The sequence below is a fragment of the Agromyces agglutinans genome (assembly GCF_009647605.1).
GTDB lineage: Bacteria > Actinomycetota > Actinomycetes > Actinomycetales > Microbacteriaceae > Agromyces > Agromyces agglutinans.
The window spans coordinates 367475-386772 of record NZ_WJIF01000001.1 but is presented as its reverse complement, the minus strand read 5'-3'; the positions used below and the strand labels follow the sequence as shown (position 1 = coordinate 386772).

The 19298-nt window shown below is 70.9% G+C and carries 22 protein-coding genes and 2 tRNA genes; 18 read left to right on the top strand and 6 right to left on the bottom strand.

All coding sequences use genetic code 11. The features are described 5' to 3' along the window. The first annotated feature begins 26 nt into the window (after positions 1–26). From GE115_RS01845 to GE115_RS01815, 7 genes are all read left to right on the top strand, one after another. Entirely contained in the window at positions 27–521 is a 495-nt protein-coding gene (locus GE115_RS01845; protein ID WP_153683334.1) for a ribose-5-phosphate isomerase, read from the top strand. A gap of 1 nt (position 522) precedes the next feature. Next, positions 523–1527 (top strand): Fpg/Nei family DNA glycosylase, encoded by a 1005-nt coding sequence (locus tag GE115_RS01840; protein WP_153683085.1) that lies wholly within the window; start codon positions 523–525, stop codon positions 1525–1527. 50 nt (positions 1528–1577) lie between these two features. After that, positions 1578–2234: an FMN-binding negative transcriptional regulator gene (locus GE115_RS01835; RefSeq protein WP_153683084.1), complete on the top strand. Its 657-nt coding sequence runs from the start codon at positions 1578–1580 to the stop codon at positions 2232–2234. Then, positions 2231–3715, top strand: a complete 1485-nt coding sequence (locus GE115_RS01830; protein ID WP_153683083.1) for an amidohydrolase — start codon at positions 2231–2233, stop codon at positions 3713–3715. The genes GE115_RS01835 and GE115_RS01830 overlap by 4 nt, the downstream gene beginning before the upstream one ends. Positions 3716–3794: 79 nt before the next feature. Continuing rightward, positions 3795–5330: a multicopper oxidase family protein gene (locus tag GE115_RS01825; protein WP_153683082.1), complete on the top strand. Its 1536-nt coding sequence runs from the start codon at positions 3795–3797 to the stop codon at positions 5328–5330. Next, positions 5317–6723 (top strand): sensor histidine kinase, encoded by a 1407-nt coding sequence (locus GE115_RS01820; RefSeq protein ID WP_153683081.1) that lies wholly within the window; start codon positions 5317–5319, stop codon positions 6721–6723. Before GE115_RS01825 ends, GE115_RS01820 begins: the two co-directional genes overlap by 14 nt. Before the next feature lie 55 nt (positions 6724–6778). Further along, positions 6779–7438, top strand: coding sequence for a response regulator transcription factor (locus tag GE115_RS01815; RefSeq protein ID WP_153683080.1), 660 nt, complete (start codon positions 6779–6781; stop codon positions 7436–7438). 81 nt (positions 7439–7519) lie between these two features. Here GE115_RS01815 and GE115_RS01810 read toward each other — a convergent pair whose 3' ends face one another. From GE115_RS01810 to GE115_RS01800, 3 genes are all read right to left on the bottom strand, one after another. Then, positions 7520–8248 carry a hypothetical protein gene (locus GE115_RS01810; protein WP_153683079.1) on the bottom strand — a complete coding sequence of 243 codons (729 nt, stop codon included), beginning with the start codon at positions 8246–8248 and terminating at the stop codon, positions 7520–7522. A gap of 61 nt (positions 8249–8309) precedes the next feature. Next, positions 8310–8795 (bottom strand): Dps family protein, encoded by a 486-nt coding sequence (locus tag GE115_RS01805; RefSeq protein WP_153683078.1) that lies wholly within the window; start codon positions 8793–8795, stop codon positions 8310–8312. 105 nt (positions 8796–8900) lie between these two features. Further along, positions 8901–8974 (bottom strand) — tRNA-Gly (locus GE115_RS01800). Positions 8975–9201: 227 nt separating this feature from the next. Here GE115_RS01800 and GE115_RS01795 point away from each other — a divergent pair. From GE115_RS01795 to clpX, 7 genes are all read left to right on the top strand, one after another. Further along, a tRNA-Pro gene (locus GE115_RS01795) sits at positions 9202–9276 on the top strand. A gap of 50 nt (positions 9277–9326) precedes the next feature. After that, on the top strand, positions 9327–10751 hold the full coding sequence (tig, locus tag GE115_RS01790; protein ID WP_153683077.1) for a trigger factor: 1425 nt from the start codon (positions 9327–9329) through the stop codon (positions 10749–10751). A 63-nt stretch (positions 10752–10814) separates the two neighbouring features. Beyond that, complete coding sequence (locus GE115_RS01785) at positions 10815–11396, top strand: tetratricopeptide repeat protein (protein WP_153683076.1); 582 nt, start codon at positions 10815–10817, stop codon at positions 11394–11396. Between the two features lie 74 nt (positions 11397–11470). Further along, positions 11471–12058 (top strand): ATP-dependent Clp protease proteolytic subunit, encoded by a 588-nt coding sequence (locus GE115_RS01780; protein WP_153683075.1) that lies wholly within the window; start codon positions 11471–11473, stop codon positions 12056–12058. Between the two features lie 20 nt (positions 12059–12078). Next, positions 12079–12762 carry an ATP-dependent Clp protease proteolytic subunit gene (locus GE115_RS01775; RefSeq protein ID WP_153683074.1) on the top strand — a complete coding sequence of 228 codons (684 nt, stop codon included), beginning with the start codon at positions 12079–12081 and terminating at the stop codon, positions 12760–12762. Between the two features lie 8 nt (positions 12763–12770). Further along, the gene (locus GE115_RS01770; protein WP_312854798.1) at positions 12771–13523 is read left to right on the top strand and encodes an AAA family ATPase; all 753 of its coding nucleotides are present in this window, start codon (positions 12771–12773) and stop codon (positions 13521–13523) included. Between the two features lie 101 nt (positions 13524–13624). Next, positions 13625–14899 (top strand): ATP-dependent Clp protease ATP-binding subunit ClpX, encoded by a 1275-nt coding sequence (clpX, locus tag GE115_RS01765; RefSeq protein WP_153683072.1) that lies wholly within the window; start codon positions 13625–13627, stop codon positions 14897–14899. Between the two features lie 10 nt (positions 14900–14909). On the opposite strand, the gene GE115_RS01760 is transcribed toward clpX, so the two are convergent. Both GE115_RS01760 and sepH read right to left on the bottom strand, forming a co-directional pair. After that, positions 14910–15194 carry a hypothetical protein gene (locus GE115_RS01760; RefSeq protein ID WP_312854797.1) on the bottom strand — a complete coding sequence of 95 codons (285 nt, stop codon included), beginning with the start codon at positions 15192–15194 and terminating at the stop codon, positions 14910–14912. Between the two features lie 92 nt (positions 15195–15286). Continuing rightward, a complete protein-coding gene (gene sepH / locus GE115_RS01755) occupies positions 15287–16393 on the bottom strand; it encodes a septation protein SepH (RefSeq protein ID WP_153683071.1) in 1107 nt (368 codons plus the stop codon). Between the two features lie 194 nt (positions 16394–16587). Between sepH and GE115_RS01750 the strand changes: the two genes are divergently transcribed. Next, complete coding sequence (locus GE115_RS01750; protein WP_127795250.1) at positions 16588–16881, top strand: DUF4193 domain-containing protein; 294 nt, start codon at positions 16588–16590, stop codon at positions 16879–16881. Positions 16882–16890: 9 nt separating this feature from the next. On the opposite strand, the gene GE115_RS01745 is transcribed toward GE115_RS01750, so the two are convergent. Next, a complete protein-coding gene (locus GE115_RS01745) occupies positions 16891–17343 on the bottom strand; it encodes a DUF3093 domain-containing protein (RefSeq protein WP_153683070.1) in 453 nt (150 codons plus the stop codon). Between the two features lie 38 nt (positions 17344–17381). Between GE115_RS01745 and dut the strand changes: the two genes are divergently transcribed. Genes dut through GE115_RS01730 form a run of 3 tightly spaced genes read left to right on the top strand, consistent with a single transcriptional unit; the run spans position 17382 to position 19281 of the window. Further along, positions 17382–17840: a dUTP diphosphatase gene (gene dut, locus GE115_RS01740; protein ID WP_312854796.1), complete on the top strand. Its 459-nt coding sequence runs from the start codon at positions 17382–17384 to the stop codon at positions 17838–17840. A 5-nt stretch (positions 17841–17845) separates the two neighbouring features. After that, the gene (locus tag GE115_RS01735; RefSeq protein ID WP_376765686.1) at positions 17846–18457 is read left to right on the top strand and encodes a DUF3710 domain-containing protein; all 612 of its coding nucleotides are present in this window, start codon (positions 17846–17848) and stop codon (positions 18455–18457) included. Beyond that, positions 18454–19281 carry a DUF3159 domain-containing protein gene (locus tag GE115_RS01730; protein ID WP_153683069.1) on the top strand — a complete coding sequence of 276 codons (828 nt, stop codon included), beginning with the start codon at positions 18454–18456 and terminating at the stop codon, positions 19279–19281. Before GE115_RS01735 ends, GE115_RS01730 begins: the two co-directional genes overlap by 4 nt. Positions 19282–19298: the final 17 nt, after the last annotated feature.

Below are 19298 nucleotides of genomic sequence, written 5' to 3'. Positions count from 1 at the left end.
TCGCGCCGATCCCTAGACTGGGCGACATGCGCATCCACATCGCGACCGACCACGCCGGCCTCGAGTTCAGCCGCACGCTCGTCGACCACCTCACCAACGCCGGCCACGAGGTGCACGACCACGGCCCTGCCGAGTACGACGCGCTCGACGACTACCCCGCGTTCTGCATCAACGCCGCCCTCGCGGTCGCGCGCGACCAGGCCGAGGGCGTCCGAGCCCTCGGCGTCGTGTTCGGCGGCTCGGGCAACGGCGAGCAGATCGCCGCGAACAAGGTGCGGGGCATCCGCGCGGCACTCGTGTGGAGCATGGACACGGCGATCCTCGCGCGCCAGCACAACGACGCGAACGTCATCTCGATCGGCGCCCGCCAGCACACCGTCGAGGAGGCGATCCGCTACATCGACGCGTTCATCGCCGAGCCGTTCTCGGGTGACGAGCGCCACGCCCGGCGCATCGCGCAGCTCGCCGAGTACGAGCAGACCGGCGACATCGCCGGCAAGGGCGTCGACGCGCAGGCCTGACATGCCAGAGGGCCACTCCGTCCACCGCATCACCCGGCAGTTCGAGCGCAACTTCGTCGGGCACGTCGTGCACGCCTCGAGTCCGCAGGGCCGGTTCGCCGCGGGCGCCGCGCAGCTCGACGGCCGACGCATGACCGACGCCCGGGCCGTCGGCAAGCAGATGTTCCTCGGCTTCGAGGGCGACGTGTGGCTGCGCGTGCACCTCGGCATGTACGGCGCGTGGGACTTCGCGGGCGAGATCCTGATGGATGCCACGATCGCGTCGGCGAACGGGCGCATGGGACAGACCAACCAGCGCGGCACCTTCCTCGAGGGGCCGAATCCCGACGCGGTCGTCTTCGACGCGGCCGGCGAGAACTCGCTGACCTCGATCGGGGCCCCGCGGCGCGCGCGACTGCGCATGTCGGAGTCCGAGAAGGACGGCGGCGGGCTCGACGTCTTCCCGCCCGAGCCGGTCGGCCAGGTCCGCGTGCGGCTGCTCACCGACACGGTGTGCGCCGACCTGCGCGGACCGACCGCGTGCGAGGTGCTCGACCCCGCGCAGGTTGAACAGGTCGTCGCGAAGCTCGGTCCCGACCCCCTCATCGACGAGGGCCCCGAGGCCGAGGAGCGCTTCACGCGGGCCGTGCGCAAGCGGGGCACGCCGATCGGGCTGCTGCTCATGGACCAGTCGGTGGTCTCCGGCATCGGCAACGTGTACCGGGCCGAGATGCTCTTCCGCGCCCGGCAGAACCCGCACACGCCGGGCAGGCAGGTTCCCGAGGAGCACGTGCGACACCTCTGGGCCGACTGGGCGAAGCTGCTGCGCATCGGCGTCGAGACCGGCCAGATGATGACGATGGACGACCTCGACCCCGAGGCGTACCGGCTGGCCATGGCCAATCGCGCCGATCGGCACTGGGTCTACAAGCGCGAGGGGCTGCCGTGCCGGGTGTGCGGCACGAACATCGCGCTCGAGGAGATGGGTGCCCGCAAGCTCTACTGGTGCCCCTACTGCCAGGCGTGACCCGCGACCCGTCGGGCGAGGAGCGCAGCGTATCGAGACCAGGAGCCACCATGCGACAGAACCCCAGCTTCACCCTCGCGAGCGAGGAGGGCGTCAAGCGCGTCATCCGCGAGCATCCGTGGATGACGATCGTGAGCGACACGGATGCCTCGGGCCTCGTCGCCTCGCACTACCCGGTGCTGCTCGACGAGGACGCCGACGGCATCGTGCTGCTCACGCACGTCGGTCGTCCCGACGAGGTGCTGCACGAACTCGGACGCCACGAGGTGCTCGTCATCGTGCAGGGGCCGCACGGCTACATCTCGCCCGGCTGGTACGACGCGAAGCCGGCGGTGCCGACCTGGAACTTCGTCGCCGCCCACCTGCACGGCACTCCCGAACTCCTCGACGACGCCGAGAACCTGCGGGTGCTCGAGGCGCTCGTCGACCACTTCGAGGACGCGATGCCCGAGCCGCGCCGCATGCGCGGGACGGCCGAGAACTCGGCCTACGCCGACCGCATCGCCTCGGGCACGGTCGGCCTGCGCATCCGCATCACGCGCTTCACGGCGAAGAACAAGATGAGCCAGAACAAGCCCGACGAGACCGTCGACCGCATCATCGGCGAGCTCGAGGGCGATGGCCCGTACGCGAGCCCCGCGCTCGCCGCGGAGATGCGCCGGACGCACGAGACGCTCCGCGCGGCGAAGGCGCGGTCGCAGGCATGAGCACGCTCGTGCTCGCCGGTGCCCGGCTGCCGGGAACCGGGCGGTCCGTGGACCTCGTCATCGTCGACGGCCGGGTCGCGGAGATCGCGCCGCGGGCCGAGGCATCCGTCTCGGCGCCGGCGGGCGCCGAGCGCGTGGAGCTCGACGGCCGGTTCGTCGTGCCGGGCCTGCACGATCGGCACGTGCACCTCTCGCAGTGGGCGATGGTCTCGCGTCGGCTCGACCTGGCGGGAGCCGAGTCGGCCGCGGCCGCCGCAGCGCTCGTCGGCGACGCCGTCGCGCGCGGCGAGACCGAGGTCGCCGGCTTCGGCTACCGCGACGCGCTGTGGCCGGACGCCCCGAGCGCCGACCTGCTCGACGGGGCATCCGGCGACGTGCCCGTCGTGCTCGTGGCGGCCGACCTGCACGCCTGCTGGCTCAACCGCGCCGCGGCCCGCCGGCACGGCGTCGAGTTGCCCGCCGACGGCATCCTCCGCGAACAGGCGTGCTTCGCGCTCGTCCGCGAGCTCGACGAGGTCGCCGACGACGTGCTCGACGCCTGGGTCGCCGAGGCATCCGTTCGTGCCGCCGCGCGCGGCGTCGTCGGCGTCGTCGACTACGAGATGCGCTGGAACCGCGACGACTGGGCGCGACGCGCGCGCGGCGGCGGGATGCCGCTGCGAGTGGCCTTCGGCGTCTACCCGCAGCACCTCGACCGCGCGATCGCCGAGGGGCTGCGCACCGGCGAGGTCGTCGAGGGCACCGGCGGCAAGGTCACGGTCGGCGGCGCGAAGGTCATCACCGACGGGTCGTTGAACACCCGCACCGCGTGGTGCTTCGACCCGTACCCGGGCCTCGAGGGCCACGCACATCCCGCCGGCCTCGCGACCGTGCCCCACGAGGAGCTCGTCCCGCTCATGCGCCGCGCGCACGCCGCTGGACTGGCCCCCGCCGTGCACGCCATCGGCGATCGCGCGAATGCGCGCGTGCTCGACGCCTTCGAGGCGGTCGGCTGCCGCGGGTCGATCGAGCACGCCCAGCTGCTGCGGCGCGACGACGTCGCGCGGTTCGCCCGGCTCGGCGTGGTCGCGAGCGTGCAGCCCGAGCACGCCATGGACGACCGCGATGTCGCCGACCGGTACTGGGCGGGGCGCACCGACCGCGCGTTCATGCTCGCGGAGCTCCAGGCCGCCGGGGTCGAGCTGGCGCTCGGCTCCGACGCGCCGGTCGCCCCGCTCGACCCCTGGGTCGCGATGGCCGCCGCCGTCGGCCGCGCCCGCGACGGCCGCGAGCCCTGGCATCCCGAGCAGGCGATCGACGTGCGCGCCGCGCTCCCCGCGTCGACGAACGGCGCCGGCGCCGAGGTGCGGTCGGGCGGCGTCGCCGACCTCGCGGTGCTCGAGCTCGACCCGTACGGGGCATCCGTCGAGGAGCTGCGCACCATGCCGGTCGCGGCGACGTTCCTCGCGGGAGTGGCCACCCACTCGACGTTCACCGCCTAGCCCGACGGGGGAGAACCCCCGTACGAATCCGGACGCCCGCCGGATGCAGCCCGACGGCGCGCGTCGCGAGGCTGGAACCATGCTTCGCACCACCCCGCGCCGGCCGCGCGCGACCATCGCGTCGACGGCCGTCCTCACCGCCGTGATCGGCGCCACCGCCTTCGTCCTCGCCGGCTGCGGCATCGCCGGGCCGGGAACCGTGTCGACCGTCGGCAAGGTCGCGTTCGAGACGCCGCTCGCGATCCCGCCGCTGGCAGAATCGACCGTCGATGCCGACGGCACCCGGGTCTTCTCGCTCGAGGCGCGGGCCGGAACCACCGAGTTCGCCCCGGGCGTCGCGAGCGAGACCTGGGGCTTCGACGGCTCCTACCTCGGCCCGACCCTCGTCGCCGACCGCGGCGAGCGCGTTCGGGTCGACGTCGCCAATGCGCTCGACGAGTCGACGACCGTCCACTGGCACGGCATGCACCTGCCGCCCGAGATGGACGGCGGTCCGCACCAGATGGTCGAGCCCGGGGGCACGTGGTCGCCCGAGTGGGCGATCGACCAGCCCGCGACGACGCTCTGGTACCACCCGCACCCGCACGGCGAGACCGAGTCGCACGTCGCACGCGGCCTCGCGGGGATGTTCCTCCTGCACGACGAGGCCGAGCGCGCGCTCGGGCTGCCGTCGGAGTACGGCGTCGACGACCTCCCGGTGATCGTGCAGGACGCCGGATTCTCGGCCGACGGGCGCAAGGAGGACACGCAGCGCGGCTACGCGGGCGGGCTCGGGGACGAGCTGCTCGTCAACGGCACGCGCGGCCCGTTCGTCGAGGTCTCCGACGAACTCGTGCGGCTCCGGCTGCTCAACGCCTCGACCGCGCGCTCGTACGCGTTCGCCTGGGGCGACGGGCGTCCGGTCGAACTGATCGGCACGGACGGCGGCCTGCTCGAGGCATCCGCCTCGCTGGACCACGTGCGCCTCTCGCCCGGCGAGCGCGCCGAGGTGCTGCTTCGCGTTGCGCCCGGCGAACGCGTCGTGCTGCAGTCGCGGATGACGCCCGAGATCGCCGCGCTCGACGGGCCGGTCGCCGTGATGAACGGCGGAACCGACGAGTTCGACGTGCTCGAGGTGCGCGCCGCCGAGCAGCTCGATCCGTCGCCGGCGCCGCCCGCGACCCTCGTCGACGTGCCGGACCTCGACCCGTCCGAGGTCGCCGCCGATCGCCGGTTCGTGCTCGGCGACAGCTTCGAGATCAACGGGCACGCCATGGAGATGGGCCGCATCGACGAGACCGTCACGGTCGGAACGCTCGAGCGCTGGACGGTGGTCAACGACACCTCGCTGCCGCACAGCTTCCACGTGCACGACGTGCAGTTCCGCATCGCGTCCATCGACGGGCAGGCTCCGCCACCCGAGCTCGCGGGCTGGAAGGACACGATCTTCGCCGATCCCGAGACGGAGTACGAGCTGCTCATGCGGTTCGAGGACTACGCCGATCCCGACACGCCGTACATGTACCACTGCCATCTGCTGTGGCACGAGGATCAGGGGATGATGGGCCAGTTCGCCGTCGTCGAGCCGGGTCAGCGTGCGACGATGACCGAGGAGACCGACCATGACCACCACTGACGCATCCGCGGGCGCAGCGACGGCCGCCGACGGCACGCCCGCCGACACCGGGGCCTCGCGCCGCAGGCCGGGTTACGGCGCCCTCTGGGCCGGCGTGCCGCGCGAGCTCGGCTTCCTGATCCTGACGATGCCGATCGCGATCGTCGGCCTCTCGGTCCTCTGGACCGTGTTCTTCACCGGCCTCGGCCTCATCGCGATCGTCGTCGGCATCTTCCTCATGGTCGCCGCGTTCTACATCGCCCGCGCGTTCGGCACGCTCGAACTCGTGCGCCTGCGGTGGGCGGGTCGTCCCGAGATCCGCCGTCCCGACTGGTCGCGCGACGACCGCGAGCAGGGCTTCTGGCGGGCGACGTTCATGCCCTTCGTCGACGGCCACTACTGGCTGTACGTGCTGCACACCATGATCGTGAACCCCATCGTGAGCGTCGTCACGTGGACCGTCACCATCGTGTGGCTCTCCGTCGGGCTCGGCGGGGTCACCAACTGGCTCTGGCAGCCGTTCATCCCCGAGCAGGGCCGCTCGTTCTGGCTGAACGAATGGCTCGTCGACCGCGTCGTGCCCGGCAACGACCTCTCCTACGACGTCGTGGTGGGCGAGCGCATCCTCGAGTTCGTCCTCGGCGTCGTGTTCCTGCTGACGCTGCCGTTCGTGTTCCGCGGCCTGACGGTGCTGCACGACCTCATCGCGCGCGGCATGCTCGGCGCGTGGCGCTCGGAGGCGCTCGAGCGCGAGGTCGCCTCGCTCGCGGCGTCGCGCGGTGCCGCCGTACAGGCCGAAGACGCATCGCTCCGACGGCTCGAGCGCGACATCCACGACGGGCCGCAGCAGCGGCTCGTGCGGCTGCAGATGGACCTCGCGACGATCGAGCGACGGCTGGACCAGGACCCGGAGCGGGCCCGTGCGCTCGTGGGGGAGGCCCGCGAGACCGCCCGCGAGGCGCTCGACGAACTCCGCGCCCTCTCGCGCGGCTTCGCGCCGCCGCTGCTGCAGGACCGCGGCCTCGCCAGCGCGCTCTCCTCGCTCGCGGCGCGAAGCCCCGTCACGGTCGCGTTCGAGGACCTGCTCCCCGCCGACGCGGCCCTGCCGGCCGCGATCGAGCGCAACGCGTACTTCATCGCCGCCGAGTTGCTCACGAACGTCGCCAAGCATTCGGATGCCTCGGCGGCGCGCCTTCGGGTCGGCATGCGCGACACGGGCGTGACGGGCCGGTGGCTCGACCTGTGGGTCACCGACAACGGTCGGGGCGGCGCCTCACTGACCGCCGGGCACGGGCTCGCGGGGCTGCAGGAGCGCGTCCAGGGCCTCCAGGGCGTGCTGGTCGTCGACAGCCCGGCCGGCGGGCCGACCTCGATCGGCGCGCACATCCCGTACACGCCGCTGACGGCGGCATGAACACGGCGACGGATGCCCCGCCCGGGGCATCCGTCGCCGTCGCTACGCTGAGGGCATGACCGACGCCTCCCGGCCGCTGCGCATCGTGCTCGCCGAAGACTCCATGTTGTTGCGCGAGGGACTCGTGCGGCTCTTCGACGAGGCCGGGTTCGAGACCGTCGCCGCCTACGGCGACGCCGAGGCGCTCCTCGCCGCGATCGACACCGACGCGGTCGACCTCGCGGTGCTCGACGTGCGGATGCCGCCGACGTTCCGCGACGAGGGGGTGCGAGCGGCGATCGAACTGCGCCGGCGCGCGCCGAAGCTCGGCATCCTGCTGCTCAGCCAGTACGTCGAGGGCACCTATGCGCACGAGTTGCTCTCGTCGGGGGAGGGCGGCATGGGGTACCTGCTGAAGGACCGCGTCGCCTCGCTCGAGGAGCTCGAGGACGCGGTCGAACGGGTCAGCGCCGGCGGCACCGTGCTCGACCCCCAGGTGGTGAAGGAACTGCTCTCCCGGCGGTCGGACCCGCTGGCGAGCCTCACCGCGCGCGAACGCGAGGTGCTGCAGCTGATGGCCGAGGGGCGCACCAACGGCGCCATCGCCGCGCAGCTGTTCATCGGCGTCGGCGCGGTCGAGAAGAACGTCACCGCGATCTTCCAGAAGCTCGGCCTCGAGGACTCGGGCAGCGACCACCGCCGTGTGCTCGCGGTGCTCGCCTGGCTGCAGCGCTGACGCCGGACCTGTCGCATCGGACGCACCGGACGCACCGGTCGCACCGGACGCACCGCTCACGGCGGGCCTGGTGCGCGGCGGTCAGCCGGCGCGGGAGCCCCTGAGCGGCACGTGCACACGCTGCACGTGGCGATAGCTGCGATACCCCTGGGCGATCGAACCGCCGAACACCAGCACGGCGACCGCCACCCCGACGCCCACCGACCAGCCGACCGACGTCGTGATCGAGGAGACGAGCGCCCCGGCGAACAGCCCCGACAGCGCGGTATCCACGATCACGACGATCATCATAGAACTGCCCATCACCTGCGTGCGGTCGCGGTCGGCGAAGGGGTAGTAGGTTCGGGCGACGCCGTCGAAGTCGTCGGCGGTGCCGGTGAGGAAGTACCGCTCGAGGCCGGGGTCCAGGTCGAGATACGCGCCGCGCAGGCGGTTCATCGCGAGCACGTAGGCGAGATCGTCGGTCGCGGCGTTGAGCACCCTCAGCTGCGTGACGAATCCGAGCAGGACCAGGAGGAAGAGCACCCCGAGTGCCGCGATGCCGAACCAGCCGCGGAACCCGGTCGCGTTGCCGAGCACCCCGAGTGTCACGAGCCCGGCCGAGACGAGGGTGAGCAGGATCGCGATCCGCGTCAGCACCTCGCTCTGGGTCGTCGACCTCGAGGCGAGGAGACTCCAGTGCTCGGTCGCGAGCAACTGGGCGCGCACGGCGCGCTGCGCGTCGGTGAGGGACTCCGCCTCGCGGTCGGCGGCGTCGTGGGCCTCGGAGCGGTCCGGAGACGGGTCGGGCCCGGGAGCGTCTGCCGCCATAGCGGCATTCTGCTCCCGGGCCCGATGCACCGCACCCCCACGAGAAGGGGGCGCGCCGCCGTCAGCTCACGCTGAGGTGCGCGGCGAGGAACCAGCGGTCCTTGTCGAGCCCCTGGCGGATCGAGATCGCGATGTCCTGGCTCGACGGGTCGAGCTCGGCGAGCCCCTCGATCGCGGCGTTCACCTGCTCGGTCGCGAGGTCGATCTGCGCGATCACGTCGGCGATCGTGTCATCCGACTGCTTGAAGCCGGCCTTGGGGTTCACCGCACCCGAGTGCTTCGCGACCGTCTCGAGGCGCGCGTCGATCGGCAGGCCCAGCGCGATCACGCGCTCGGCGGCCTCGTCGGCCCAACCCTGCGCGTGCTCGACCACCGTGTCGAGGAACTCGTGCACCTCGATGAAGTTGTGGCCGCGCACGTGCCAGTGCGCCTGCTTGCCGTTGACGGCGAGCGCGACGAGGTGGTGCACGATCGGCGTGAAGAACTGCGCCACTCCCGAGGCGACCTCGGCGTTCGAACCGGTCTTCGGAGCAATGGTGTCGGTCATCTGGTGCCGCCTTCCCTGGTCGATGTCATCATCAACGCTACGCGGATGCCCAGGTATTTCAAGGGAGGACAGGCTGGCCTAAGCGCCTGATGGAACGGCATTTCGTGGAGGGGATGACGGGAATCGAACCCGCGTAATCAGTTTGGAAGACTGAGGCTCTACCATTGAGCTACATCCCCGAGCGCCCGCGTGCGGGCACTTGGAACATCGTAGTGCACGCTCCGGCGCTGCGCGTGCACGCCGTCGCCGCGGCATCCGGTCGCTCGCGTTCGCGGGCGGCGGATGCCCCGGACCCGGGCCGGGCCGAACGCGGGCATCGCGGTGCAGTAGACTTTCGGGGGTTCGCCTGCGCTCACGCGTGTTCCGGCATGCCTGCACCGGCGGACTGACGAGTTGAGTAGCGACTCGGGGCGTAGCTCAGCTTGGCTAGAGCGCCCGCTTTGGGAGCGGGAGGTCGCAGGTTCGAATCCTGTCGCCCCGACGAGTCGTCCAGGCTCGACACGAACTTCCACACAACAGGAGATCCTCCCCATGCCGACCACTTCGGTTGAGAAGCTGAGCCCGACGCGCGCCAAGCTCACCATTTCGGTGACGCCCGAGGAGCTGAAGCCCAGCATCGCCCACGCGTACGAGCACATCGCCGAGCAGGTCAACGTGCCCGGCTTCCGCAAGGGCAAGGTGCCGCCGCCCATCATCGACCAGCGCGTCGGCAAGGCCGCCGTGCTCGAGCACGCGGTCAACGAGGGCCTCGACGGGTTCTACCGCGCGGCCGTCGCCGAGCACGAGCTGCGCCCGCTCGGCCGCCCGGCCGCCGACATCGTCGAGTGGCCCGACGAGAAGGACTTCTCGGGCGACCTGCTCCTCGCGATCGAGGTCGACGTGCGTCCCGAGATCGAGCTGCCCGCCTACGACGGCCTCGAGATCGTCGTCGACGACGTCGAGGTCGCCGATGACGAGGTCGAGCAGGAGCTCGAGCGGCTCCGCAGCCGCTTCGGCACGCTCGTCACCGTCGAGCGCCCCGCCAAGACGGGCGACTTCGTGACCCTCGACCTCGTCGCCAAGATCGGCGACCTCGAGGTCGACACCGCGAGCGGCATCTCGTACGAGGTCGGCTCGGGCGAACTGCTCGCCGGCATCGACGAGGCGCTCGACTCGCTCACCGCCGGTGAGACCACGACCTTCGAGTCGAAGCTGCTCGGCGGCGAGCACGAGGGCGAGACCGCCGAGATCACCGTCACCGTCACGGCGGTCAAGGAGCGCGAGCTTCCCGAGGCCGACGACGACTTCGCGCAGATCGCGAGCGAGTTCGACACCCTCGCCGAGCTGACCGAGTCGCTCAAGGAGCAGGTCGGCCGCAACAAGTCGTTCGGCCAGGGCTCGCAGGCCCGCGACCTCCTCGTCGACAAGCTCCTCGAGCTGACCGAGGTGCCGATCGCCGACAGCGTCATCGAGGACGAGGTGCACCGTCACCTCGAGTCCGAGGGCCGGCTCGAAGACGACGAGCACCGCGCCGAGGTCACCGAGGCGAGCACCAAGGCGTTCCAGACCCAGATCGTGCTCGACAAGATCGCCGAGACCGAGAAGGTCCAGGTCAGCCAGGAGGAGCTCACGCAGTACCTCGTGCAGGGCGCCGCGCAGTACGGCATGGAGCCCAACGAGTTCGTGCAGATCCTGAGCCAGCAGGGCCAGATCCCCGCGATGGTCGGCGAGGTCGCGCGCAACAAGGCGCTCGCGATCGCGCTCGGCAAGGCGAAGGTGACGGATGCCTCGGGCAACGCCGTCGACCTCTCCGAGTTCACGGCCGTCGCCGAGGCTCCGGCCGATGAGGACGAGGCGGAGACTGAGGCCGAAGTCGTCGAGGAGGCCGAGCAGGTCGTCGAGGAGGCCGAGGCCGCCGCCGACGAGAAGCCCGCTCCCAAGAAGCGCGCGTCCAAGAAGGCCGCCGCAGCCGAATGATCGCTCCGGAAGGGGCCGGATGCCGCCTGGCGTCCGGCCCCTTCCGCGTTCCCGGAGGAACCCATGACCGACGCCCCTGAGACGAACACCCGCGAGACCGACGCCGAGGCCGACGGCTGGGAGCGGCGCATCGACGAGGTCTGGACCCTCGCGGCCGGCTCGCTCGTCGATGACGAGGTGATCGCCCGGATCGACGCCATCGCCGCCGAGCGCGGCGACGACGACGCGCGTGCCGTGTTCGAGCGCGCCGGCGCCCGCGACTCCGCCGGCCGTCCCGACGAGGCGGTGCCGCTGTACCGCCGCGCCCTCGAGCTCGGCCTCGACGCCGAGCACCGACCGCAGGCGGTCGTACAGCTGGCCAGCAGCATCCGCAACCTCGGCGACGCGGCCGAGGCCCTCCGGCTCATCGAGGAGGAGCACCGCGAGCACCCCGACGCGCCCTATCGCGATGAGGTCGCCGCCTTCCTCGCCCTCGCGCTCGTGAGCACGGGCGACGCGCGGCGCGGGGCATCCGTCGCGCTCACGGCGCTCGCGCCTCACCTGCGCCGGTACACGCGATCGATGACGGCGTACGCGGCGATGCTCGTCGCCGACGACGAGACGGATGCCGCGTCGAACGCTTCCGGCGCCGCGTCATCCGCCTAGGGCGAACAGCCCCGTTCCGCGGTGTTGCACCGGATAGATTCGAGTGAACGCGACAACGAAACGGAGCGAATTCCATGGCCGAACCGTCACTGCAGCCCGGTGTGTTCGATCGTCTGCTGAAGGACCGCATCATCTGGCTCGGCTCTGAGGTCCGCGACGACAACGCGAACGAGATCGCAGCCAAGCTGCTCCTGCTCGCCGCCGAAGACCCCAAGAAGGACATCTACCTCTACGTCAACTCGCCCGGTGGATCGATCACCGCCGGCATGGCGATCTACGACACCATGCAGTTCGTCCCGAACGACATCGTGACGGTCGGCATCGGCATGGCCGCCTCGATGGGGCAGCTGCTGCTCACCGCCGGCACCAAGGGCAAGCGGTACATCACGCCGAACGCCCGCGTGCTGCTGCACCAGCCGCACGGCGGCTTCGGCGGCACGGCGAGCGACATCCAGACCCAGGCGCAGCTGATCCTCGACATGAAGAAGCGCCTCGCCGAGATCACCGCGGCGCAGACCGGCAAGACCGTCGAGCAGATCAACCGCGACGGCGACCGCGACCGCTGGTTCTCGGCCGAAGAGGCGCTCGAGTACGGCTTCGTGGACGCCATCCGCGAGTCGGCGCTCGACGTGGCCGGCGGCGGCGGCACCAACCAGGCGTGAGGAAGAGAGAGAACGAGCGAATGACTGTACCTACTTTCGGTGGCCCTGCTTTCGGCGGTACCGCCTTCACGGGCACCCAGGCGCCCGGCTCGCGCTACATCCTCCCGAGCTTCGAGGAGCGCACGGCCTACGGCTTCAAGCGGCAAGATCCGTACGCGAAGCTCTTCGAGGACCGCATCATCTTCCTCGGCGTGCAGGTCGACGACGCGTCGGCCGACGACATCATGGCCCAGCTGCTCGTGCTCGAGTCGATGGACCCCGACCGCGACATCATGATGTACATCAACTCGCCCGGTGGCTCGTTCACCGCGATGACGGCGATCTACGACACGATGCAGTACATCCGTCCGCAGATCCAGACGGTCGTGCTCGGCCAGGCCGCCTCCGCGGCCGCGGTCATCGCCGCGGCCGGAACGCCGGGCCGTCGCCTCGCACTGCCGAACGCGCGGATCCTGATCCACCAGCCGGCGATGGGGGAGGCCGGTCACGGCCAGGCCTCCGACATCGAGATCCAGGCGGCCGAGATACTGCGCATGCGCACGTGGCTCGAGGAGACGCTCTCGAAGCACTCGAACCGCACGCAGGAACAGGTCAACACCGACATCGACCGCGACAAGATCCTCTCCGCGAATGAGGCGCTCGAGTACGGCCTGATCGACCAGGTGCTGAGCTCGCGCAAGACCCTGCCGGCGCTCGCGCGCTGACACCCACCGTGCACGCGGCGGACGACTGGCTCCAAGACAGCCGAGTCGTCCGCCGCGTCGTCGTCTCCGACGACGCCTCGATCGAGCGAGGCACCTGGCCCGCGACCGTGCCGGCCGTGGCGCAGCTCCTCCGAGCGGGCGCGCTCGAGCTCGCTCCGGGGCTCACCTTCCTCGTCGGCGAGAACGGCAGCGGCAAGTCGACGCTGCTCGAGGGCATCGCGATGGCCTACGGCCTCCCTCCCGAGGGCGGCAGCTCCAACGGCGGTCGCCGCACGCAGCCGACGGAATCCCCGCTCGGCTCCTGGCTGCGCCTCGAGCGCCGCGCCGGAGCACCGCGGCGCGGCTTCTTCCTCCGGGCCGAGACCATGCACGGCTACTACAGCTACCTCGACGAGCTCGGCGGGCCGAGCGGCGGACTGCACGAGCTGAGCCACGGCGAGTCGTTCAACTCGCTGCTCGACGAGCAGTTGAATCACCCCGACTATCCCGCCGGGTTCGTCTGCCTCGACGAGCCCGAGGCCGCACTGTCGTTCTCTTCGCTCCTGCGCTGGATCTCCTCGCTCGACGAGATGGTCCGGCGCGGCGCGCAGGTCGTGTGCGCGACGCACTCGCCCGTGCTGGCGGCCGTGCCGGGCGCGACGATCCTCGAACTCGGGGAGTGGGGCATCCGTCGCGCCGAGTGGCAGGACCTCGAGCTCGTCGACCATTGGCGCTCCTACCTGGCCGAGCCGGGGCGCTACCTGCGGCACCTGCTCGGGTGATTCGCCCACGGCGAACCCGCCACGCCCACGAATGTGCGCCGCTCCGCCAGAAGTCCTCCGGCACGGGTTAGGCTCGGAACAGACGCGAGAGGGAGGATGCGATGGCACGCATCGGGGAGAGCGCCGACCTGTTGAAGTGCTCGTTCTGCGGAAAGAGCCAGAAGCAGGTCCAGCAGCTCATCGCCGGTCCCGGCGTCTACATCTGCGATGAATGCGTCGAGCTCTGCAACGAGATCATCGAGGAGCGGCTCGCCGAGGCGACGGAGTCCGAGTCGGGCGACTTCGAGCTGCCGAAGCCGAAGGAGATCTTCGCCTTCCTCGAGGAGTACGTCATCGGCCAGGAGGCGGCGAAGCGCGCGCTCGCGGTCGCGGTGTACAACCACTACAAGCGCGTCCGCGCGAAGCAGGCGATCACGTCGGCCGATCACCGAGACGACGTCGAGCTCGCGAAGTCGAACATCCTGCTGATCGGGCCCACCGGCTGCGGCAAGACCTATCTCGCGCAGACCCTCGCGAAGCAGCTGAACGTGCCGTTCGCGGTCGCCGACGCGACCGCGCTCACCGAGGCGGGCTACGTCGGCGAAGACGTCGAGAACATCCTGCTGAAGCTCATCCAGGCCGCCGACTACGACGTCAAGCGGGCGGAGACCGGCATCATCTACATCGACGAAGTCGACAAGATCGCGCGCAAGGCCGAGAACCCGTCGATCACGCGGGATGTCTCGGGCGAGGGCGTGCAGCAGGCGCTGCTCAAGATCCTCGAGGGCACGGTGGCCTCGGTGCCGCCGCAGGGCGGGCGCAAGCACCCGCACCAGGAGTTCATCCAGATCGACACGACGAACGTGCTGTTCATCGTGGCGGGCGCCTTCGCGGGCCTCGAAGACATCATCTCGTCGCGTGCCGGCAAGCGCGGCATCGGGTTCGGCGCCCCGCTGCACAGCAAGCAGGACGAAGCCGACATCTTCAGCGAGGTGCTGCCCGAAGACCTGCACAAGTTCGGACTCATCCCCGAGTTCATCGGACGACTGCCGGTCGTCACGACGGTCTCGCCGCTCGACCGCGACGCGCTGATGGAGATCCTGACCGAGCCGCGTAACGCGCTCGTCAAGCAGTACCAGCGCATGTTCGAACTCGACGGCGTTCAGCTGGACTTCGAGGGCGAGGCGCTCGAGGCGATCGCCGACCTCGCGGTGCTCCGCCAGACCGGCGCCCGCGGCCTTCGCGCCATCATGGAGGAGGTGCTCGGCCCGATCATGTTCGAGGTGCCGAGCTCGACCGGCGTCGCAAGGGTGGTCGTGACACGCGCGGCCGTCCTCGACAACGCCGCGCCGACCATCGTGCCGCAGAAGCCGCGCCGGGCCGAGAAGTCGGCCTAGGGCGAACGCCTCAGTCGAAGACCTTCAGCAGCAGCCACCGCGTTCCGTCGTGATCCACGTCGAACACGTGGGTCTCGCCGTCGTCGGTGCTGGCCTGGAACCGCCACCCGGCGATCGCGAGCGGCTCGCGGCCGGGCGACACGTCGTGCGCGGCGAACGGCTGCCACCATTCGGCCGGGCCGACGCGCGGTGTCGGTCGGTCGGTGACCCGGAACCGGCGGGCGCGCCACACGAGCCGCTGGGGTTCACCGGACTCGCCGGTCCAGATCTCGACGAACTCCTGCAGCTGCGGCACCGGGTCGCTCCCTTCGAACAGATGTTCGAAGAGTACCACCGGCGAGCGACATCCGTGCCCGGCCGGGCACGCCCGAATGGGCCGCCTGACGATCAGGCGAGGTCGTCGTCGGTGCGGGCACCGAAGACGATCTCGTCCCAGCTCGGCATCGAGGCGCGGCCCTTCTTGGCGTTGCGCGAGGGGCTCGCCGAGGTCTTGCCCCAGAGCGAGCGAGCCGCCGATCCGGGCTTCTCGTCGGATGCGGGGGACTCGGGCGTCTCAGCGGCCGGCGCTGCCTGCGCCGGCACGTGAGCCGGCTGCTGCGCGGGCGTGAGGGGCGTCGCGGGAACGATCGGCGGGAGCTCGCCGGTGGCCGCCTCGCGTTCGCCACGACGGCGCCGCAGCGCTTCCAAGAGGTCGGCGGTCTCGCCCTGTGCCTGCGCAGGCTCGTCGGCGCGCTTGATGGCGGCGCGTGCCACCGCCGGGCTCGACGGCTGCGGGGCGAGCGGTGTCGGCCGGCCGTAGGGCAGCGGTTCGAGTTGCGGGGCGGTGTCGTTCTCGGCGGGCGGCTCGGGCTCCTCGAACGTGAAGGCGCCGCTGTCGAACCGCGACTGGTCGGGGTCGCCGCCGACGGCCCGGAGGCGCGGGATCAGCCCCTCCTTGAGGTCGCCCTGCTGCGACAGCGTGATCGCCTCGGAGTTGATCGGCGCGAGCGCACGGCGACGCGGATCGAAGCCCCAGCGGGCGTCGTGGTCGATGGTGTCGGCGGTGAACTCGAGCTTGACGATCCAGCCGCGCTCCTCGTCCTTCCAGCTGGCCCATCGTTCGCCGTGGGCGTCGAGCTTCGCGAGTCGCTCCCGGATCACCGTGCCGAACGAAAGCGGCTCATCGGAGGGGTCGACCTCGCCGGCCACGTGCACCGGCACCGCGAGCGCCGAGGTGACGATGTGCTCGCGCTCGGCGATCACCGGGCCCTCGAAGCGGCGGATGTAGTCGACCGACGCCCCGGTCAACCGGGCCACCTCCTCCGACGACAGCCCGGAGCGGATGTGCGCCTGGACCTCGCGGGGGGAGAGCTTGGGGCCCTGGTGCACCTCGGGTTGCGCCTGACGGATCCTGGACTGCAGGACCTCGTCGATCTCGATCCGGAAGCGGGCACCATCATCGGAGGCGGCGACGAGTGCGCCGTTCTCCACGCCGATCACCTTGAGTTCTTGCATTGCGACAAGCCCTTCCGTGCTTTCGTCTCCGCCCAAGGATGCCACGAGCGACGCCGGATATCGGGAATAGCGCGGGCGCGCCGGAAGTTGCATGAGTGACCGGTCGGGGCAGGCCCTCGCGGAAGTTTGCCAATGACCGGGATTTCGTGCAAACTATGGCCGCCGAATTCTCGGCGAACGAAGAATGGATGGGCATGGCAACGGATTACGACGCACCGCGGAAGACCGAAGACGACTCCGAGTCGATCGAGGCCCTCAAGGAGCGCGTTCCCGACAAGCTTTCCGGTGCCGTCGACGTCGAAGACGCCGACAACCCGGGGAGCTTCGACCTGGCCGGAGCCGATCTGTCCGACGTCGAACTCGACGTCGTCGTGCTTCCGCCGCAGGCTGACGAGTTCACGTGCGTGAGCTGCTTCCTCGTGAAGCACCGCTCGCAGATCGATCACGAGACCAAGCTCGGGGCGATCTGCCTGGAGTGCGCCTCCTGACCTCCTCGGTCACTGGGCATCGGGCCGTCGCGATCGATTGATCGCGGCGGCCAGTTCGTCTGCGCGACGGCTGGAGACCAGCCAGTACGGGGTCGGGTCGGCATCGTCGACGATCGGCACTCGCACGAGCGGCCGGATCCACCCTCGGATCACGAGGAACGCGCGCGCGTCGAGGCGCGTGCCGAGCTCGGCACGCGAGGCATCCGCATCGACGGCGACCGCCTCGCCGGTCTGCTCGAGCGGGATCTCCGCACGACCGGCTCGCAACCTCCCCGCCGAGACCTCGACGACCGGCGCGGTGAACGAGAGCGCGCCGAGCACGCCCGCGTACAGCACGATGCCGGTCACGACCCCGGCGGGCACCGACACGGGGGCGAGCACGAGGATGCTCGAGGGGATGAGCAGCAGGCACGCGACCCAGATCCAGGGGGACGGCCACATGCGCTCGCGGTAGTCGGACATGGGTCTATTCGACCAGACTTCTGCACTACCCTCGAACGGTGACCGATTCCGTCGATGTGCTGATCACCGCAGCGCGCCTGCCCGAATACGCCCACCCGGGCGATGCCGGAGCCGACCTGCACGCCGCCGAGTCGCTCGTGCTCGGGCCCGGCGAGCGGGCGACCGTCGGCACCGGCGTCTCGATCGCACTGCCCGACGGATACGTGGCCTTCGTCGTACCGCGCTCGGGACTTGCGTTCAAGCACGGCATCACGATCGTGAACGCGCCCGGCACCGTCGACGCGGGCTATCGGGGCGAGATCAAGGTCGCGCTGCTGAACACCGACCGGAGCGAGTCGTACCGCATCGAGGCGGGCGACCGCATCGCCCAGGTCGTGGTCATGCCGGTGAGCCGCGCCCGGTTCATCGAGGTCGAGCGGCTGCCGGGCAGCCATCGCGGCGAGGGGGGATTCGGCTCGACCGGGTTCGGGGAGCACAAGCAAGGAGTGAACGCGTGAGCGACATCGAGAACATCGGCGAGACCCCCGTCGACCAGCCCAAGTCGGCCCCTGCCGACCGCGAGACGACGGGTCCGCTCGACGAGTCCGAGGCCAACCCGGTCCGGCCCTACGTCGACCTGGGCGGGGTCAAGGTGCTGCCCCGCGAGGGCCTGCACCTGCGGCTCGAGATCGAGGAGGGCTCCAAGCGGGTCGTCGCCATCGGCCTCGACTACGCGAACTCGACCCTGCAGGTCCAGCCCTTCGCGGCGCCGCGGTCCAGCGGACTCTGGCACGAGATCCGCGGGCAGATCTCCGAGCAGATCGCCCGCCAGGGCGGCACGACGACCGTTCGCGACGGCGCGTTCGGTCCCGAGCTGCTCGCGCAGATCCCGGTCGCCGCGACCGCCGACCAGCCCGCACACACGCGTCTCGCGCGCTTCATCGGGGTCGACGGCCCCCGCTGGTTCCTGCGCGGCGTCATCGCCGGCGAGGCCGCGGTCGAGCCGAACGCCGCGGCGCAGGTCGAAGACCTCTTCCGGTCCATCGTCGTCGTGCGCGGCACGACGCCGATGCCGCCGCGCGATCTCATCCCGCTCCGGATGCCGGCCACCGGCGCCGGCGCCCCGACCCGGTGACCTCGCCGTCGGGTGCGGAGACGCCGCACGACGACCACGCCGAGGACGCGACCGATGCCGCCGCGACCGGCGATGCCGTGACCGATGATGCTGCGAACGACGCCGAGCCCGACCTGAAGGCCGAGTTCGCCCGGCAGTTCTCCCAGGCCGCCGAGCGCAGCGGCCTCGGCGCGCTCGCGCGCGACGAGCAGTTGACCGGGCGCGACGTGCTCGCGGCGGTCGGGGGAGTCCGCGGCATCCTCGAGGCGCTCCTGCCCGGCCTCGTGTTCCTCGTCGTGTACTCGGTGCTCACGAGCTTCGCCGGCCAGGGGGCGCAAGCCGCGCTCGTCCCCGCGCTCGTGGCATCCGTGGGTCTCGCGATCGTGTTCACGGCGGCCCGCGTGATCGCGAAGGGACAGCCGACGCAGGCCATCGCCGGACTCGTCGGCGTCCTGCTGTCGGCCGCGCTCGCCCTGTGGAGCGGTGACGCGCGAGACAACTACGTGCTCGGATTCTTCACGAACGCCGGCTACGCGCTCGCCCTGCTCGTGTCGGTGTTCGTGCGCTGGCCGGCCATCGGGCTCATCGTCGGCTTCCTCGTCGGCGACGGCACGGCGTGGCGCGCCGAACGTCGGAAGGTGCGGCTGGCCCAGTTCCTCACGCTCGCGTGGGTCGGGTTCTTCGTGCTGCGCCTCGTCGTGCAGGTGCCGCTGTACCTCGTCGACAACGTGCAGGCCCTCGGCCTCACGCGCCTGCTCATGGGCGTTCCGCTCTACGCGCTGATGCTCGTGTTCACGTGGCTCGTGGTGCGCGCCGCGTGGGCGTCGAAGCCTGCCGCCAGGTGATACAGTTATCTCGACGT

Coding starts and splice junctions, on each gene's coding strand:
- sepH (WP_153683071.1), bottom strand. CDS start 16,393: ATGCAAGAACTCAAGGTGATCGGCGTGGAGAACGGCGCACTCGTCGCC.
- tig (WP_153683077.1), top strand. CDS start 9,327: ATGCCGACCACTTCGGTTGAGAAGCTGAGCCCGACGCGCGCCAAGCTC.
- GE115_RS01815 (WP_153683080.1), top strand. CDS start 6,779: ATGACCGACGCCTCCCGGCCGCTGCGCATCGTGCTCGCCGAAGACTCC.
- GE115_RS01840 (WP_153683085.1), top strand. CDS start 523: ATGCCAGAGGGCCACTCCGTCCACCGCATCACCCGGCAGTTCGAGCGC.
- GE115_RS01805 (WP_153683078.1), bottom strand. CDS start 8,795: ATGACCGACACCATTGCTCCGAAGACCGGTTCGAACGCCGAGGTCGCC.
- GE115_RS01825 (WP_153683082.1), top strand. CDS start 3,795: ATGCTTCGCACCACCCCGCGCCGGCCGCGCGCGACCATCGCGTCGACG.
- GE115_RS01820 (WP_153683081.1), top strand. CDS start 5,317: ATGACCACCACTGACGCATCCGCGGGCGCAGCGACGGCCGCCGACGGC.
- GE115_RS01785 (WP_153683076.1), top strand. CDS start 10,815: ATGACCGACGCCCCTGAGACGAACACCCGCGAGACCGACGCCGAGGCC.
- GE115_RS01810 (WP_153683079.1), bottom strand. CDS start 8,248: ATGGCGGCAGACGCTCCCGGGCCCGACCCGTCTCCGGACCGCTCCGAG.
- GE115_RS01845 (WP_153683334.1), top strand. CDS start 27: ATGCGCATCCACATCGCGACCGACCACGCCGGCCTCGAGTTCAGCCGC.
- GE115_RS01750 (WP_127795250.1), top strand. CDS start 16,588: ATGGCAACGGATTACGACGCACCGCGGAAGACCGAAGACGACTCCGAG.
- GE115_RS01830 (WP_153683083.1), top strand. CDS start 2,231: ATGAGCACGCTCGTGCTCGCCGGTGCCCGGCTGCCGGGAACCGGGCGG.
- GE115_RS01775 (WP_153683074.1), top strand. CDS start 12,079: ATGACTGTACCTACTTTCGGTGGCCCTGCTTTCGGCGGTACCGCCTTC.
- GE115_RS01745 (WP_153683070.1), bottom strand. CDS start 17,343: ATGTCCGACTACCGCGAGCGCATGTGGCCGTCCCCCTGGATCTGGGTC.
- GE115_RS01780 (WP_153683075.1), top strand. CDS start 11,471: ATGGCCGAACCGTCACTGCAGCCCGGTGTGTTCGATCGTCTGCTGAAG.
- clpX (WP_153683072.1), top strand. CDS start 13,625: ATGGCACGCATCGGGGAGAGCGCCGACCTGTTGAAGTGCTCGTTCTGC.
- GE115_RS01835 (WP_153683084.1), top strand. CDS start 1,578: ATGCGACAGAACCCCAGCTTCACCCTCGCGAGCGAGGAGGGCGTCAAG.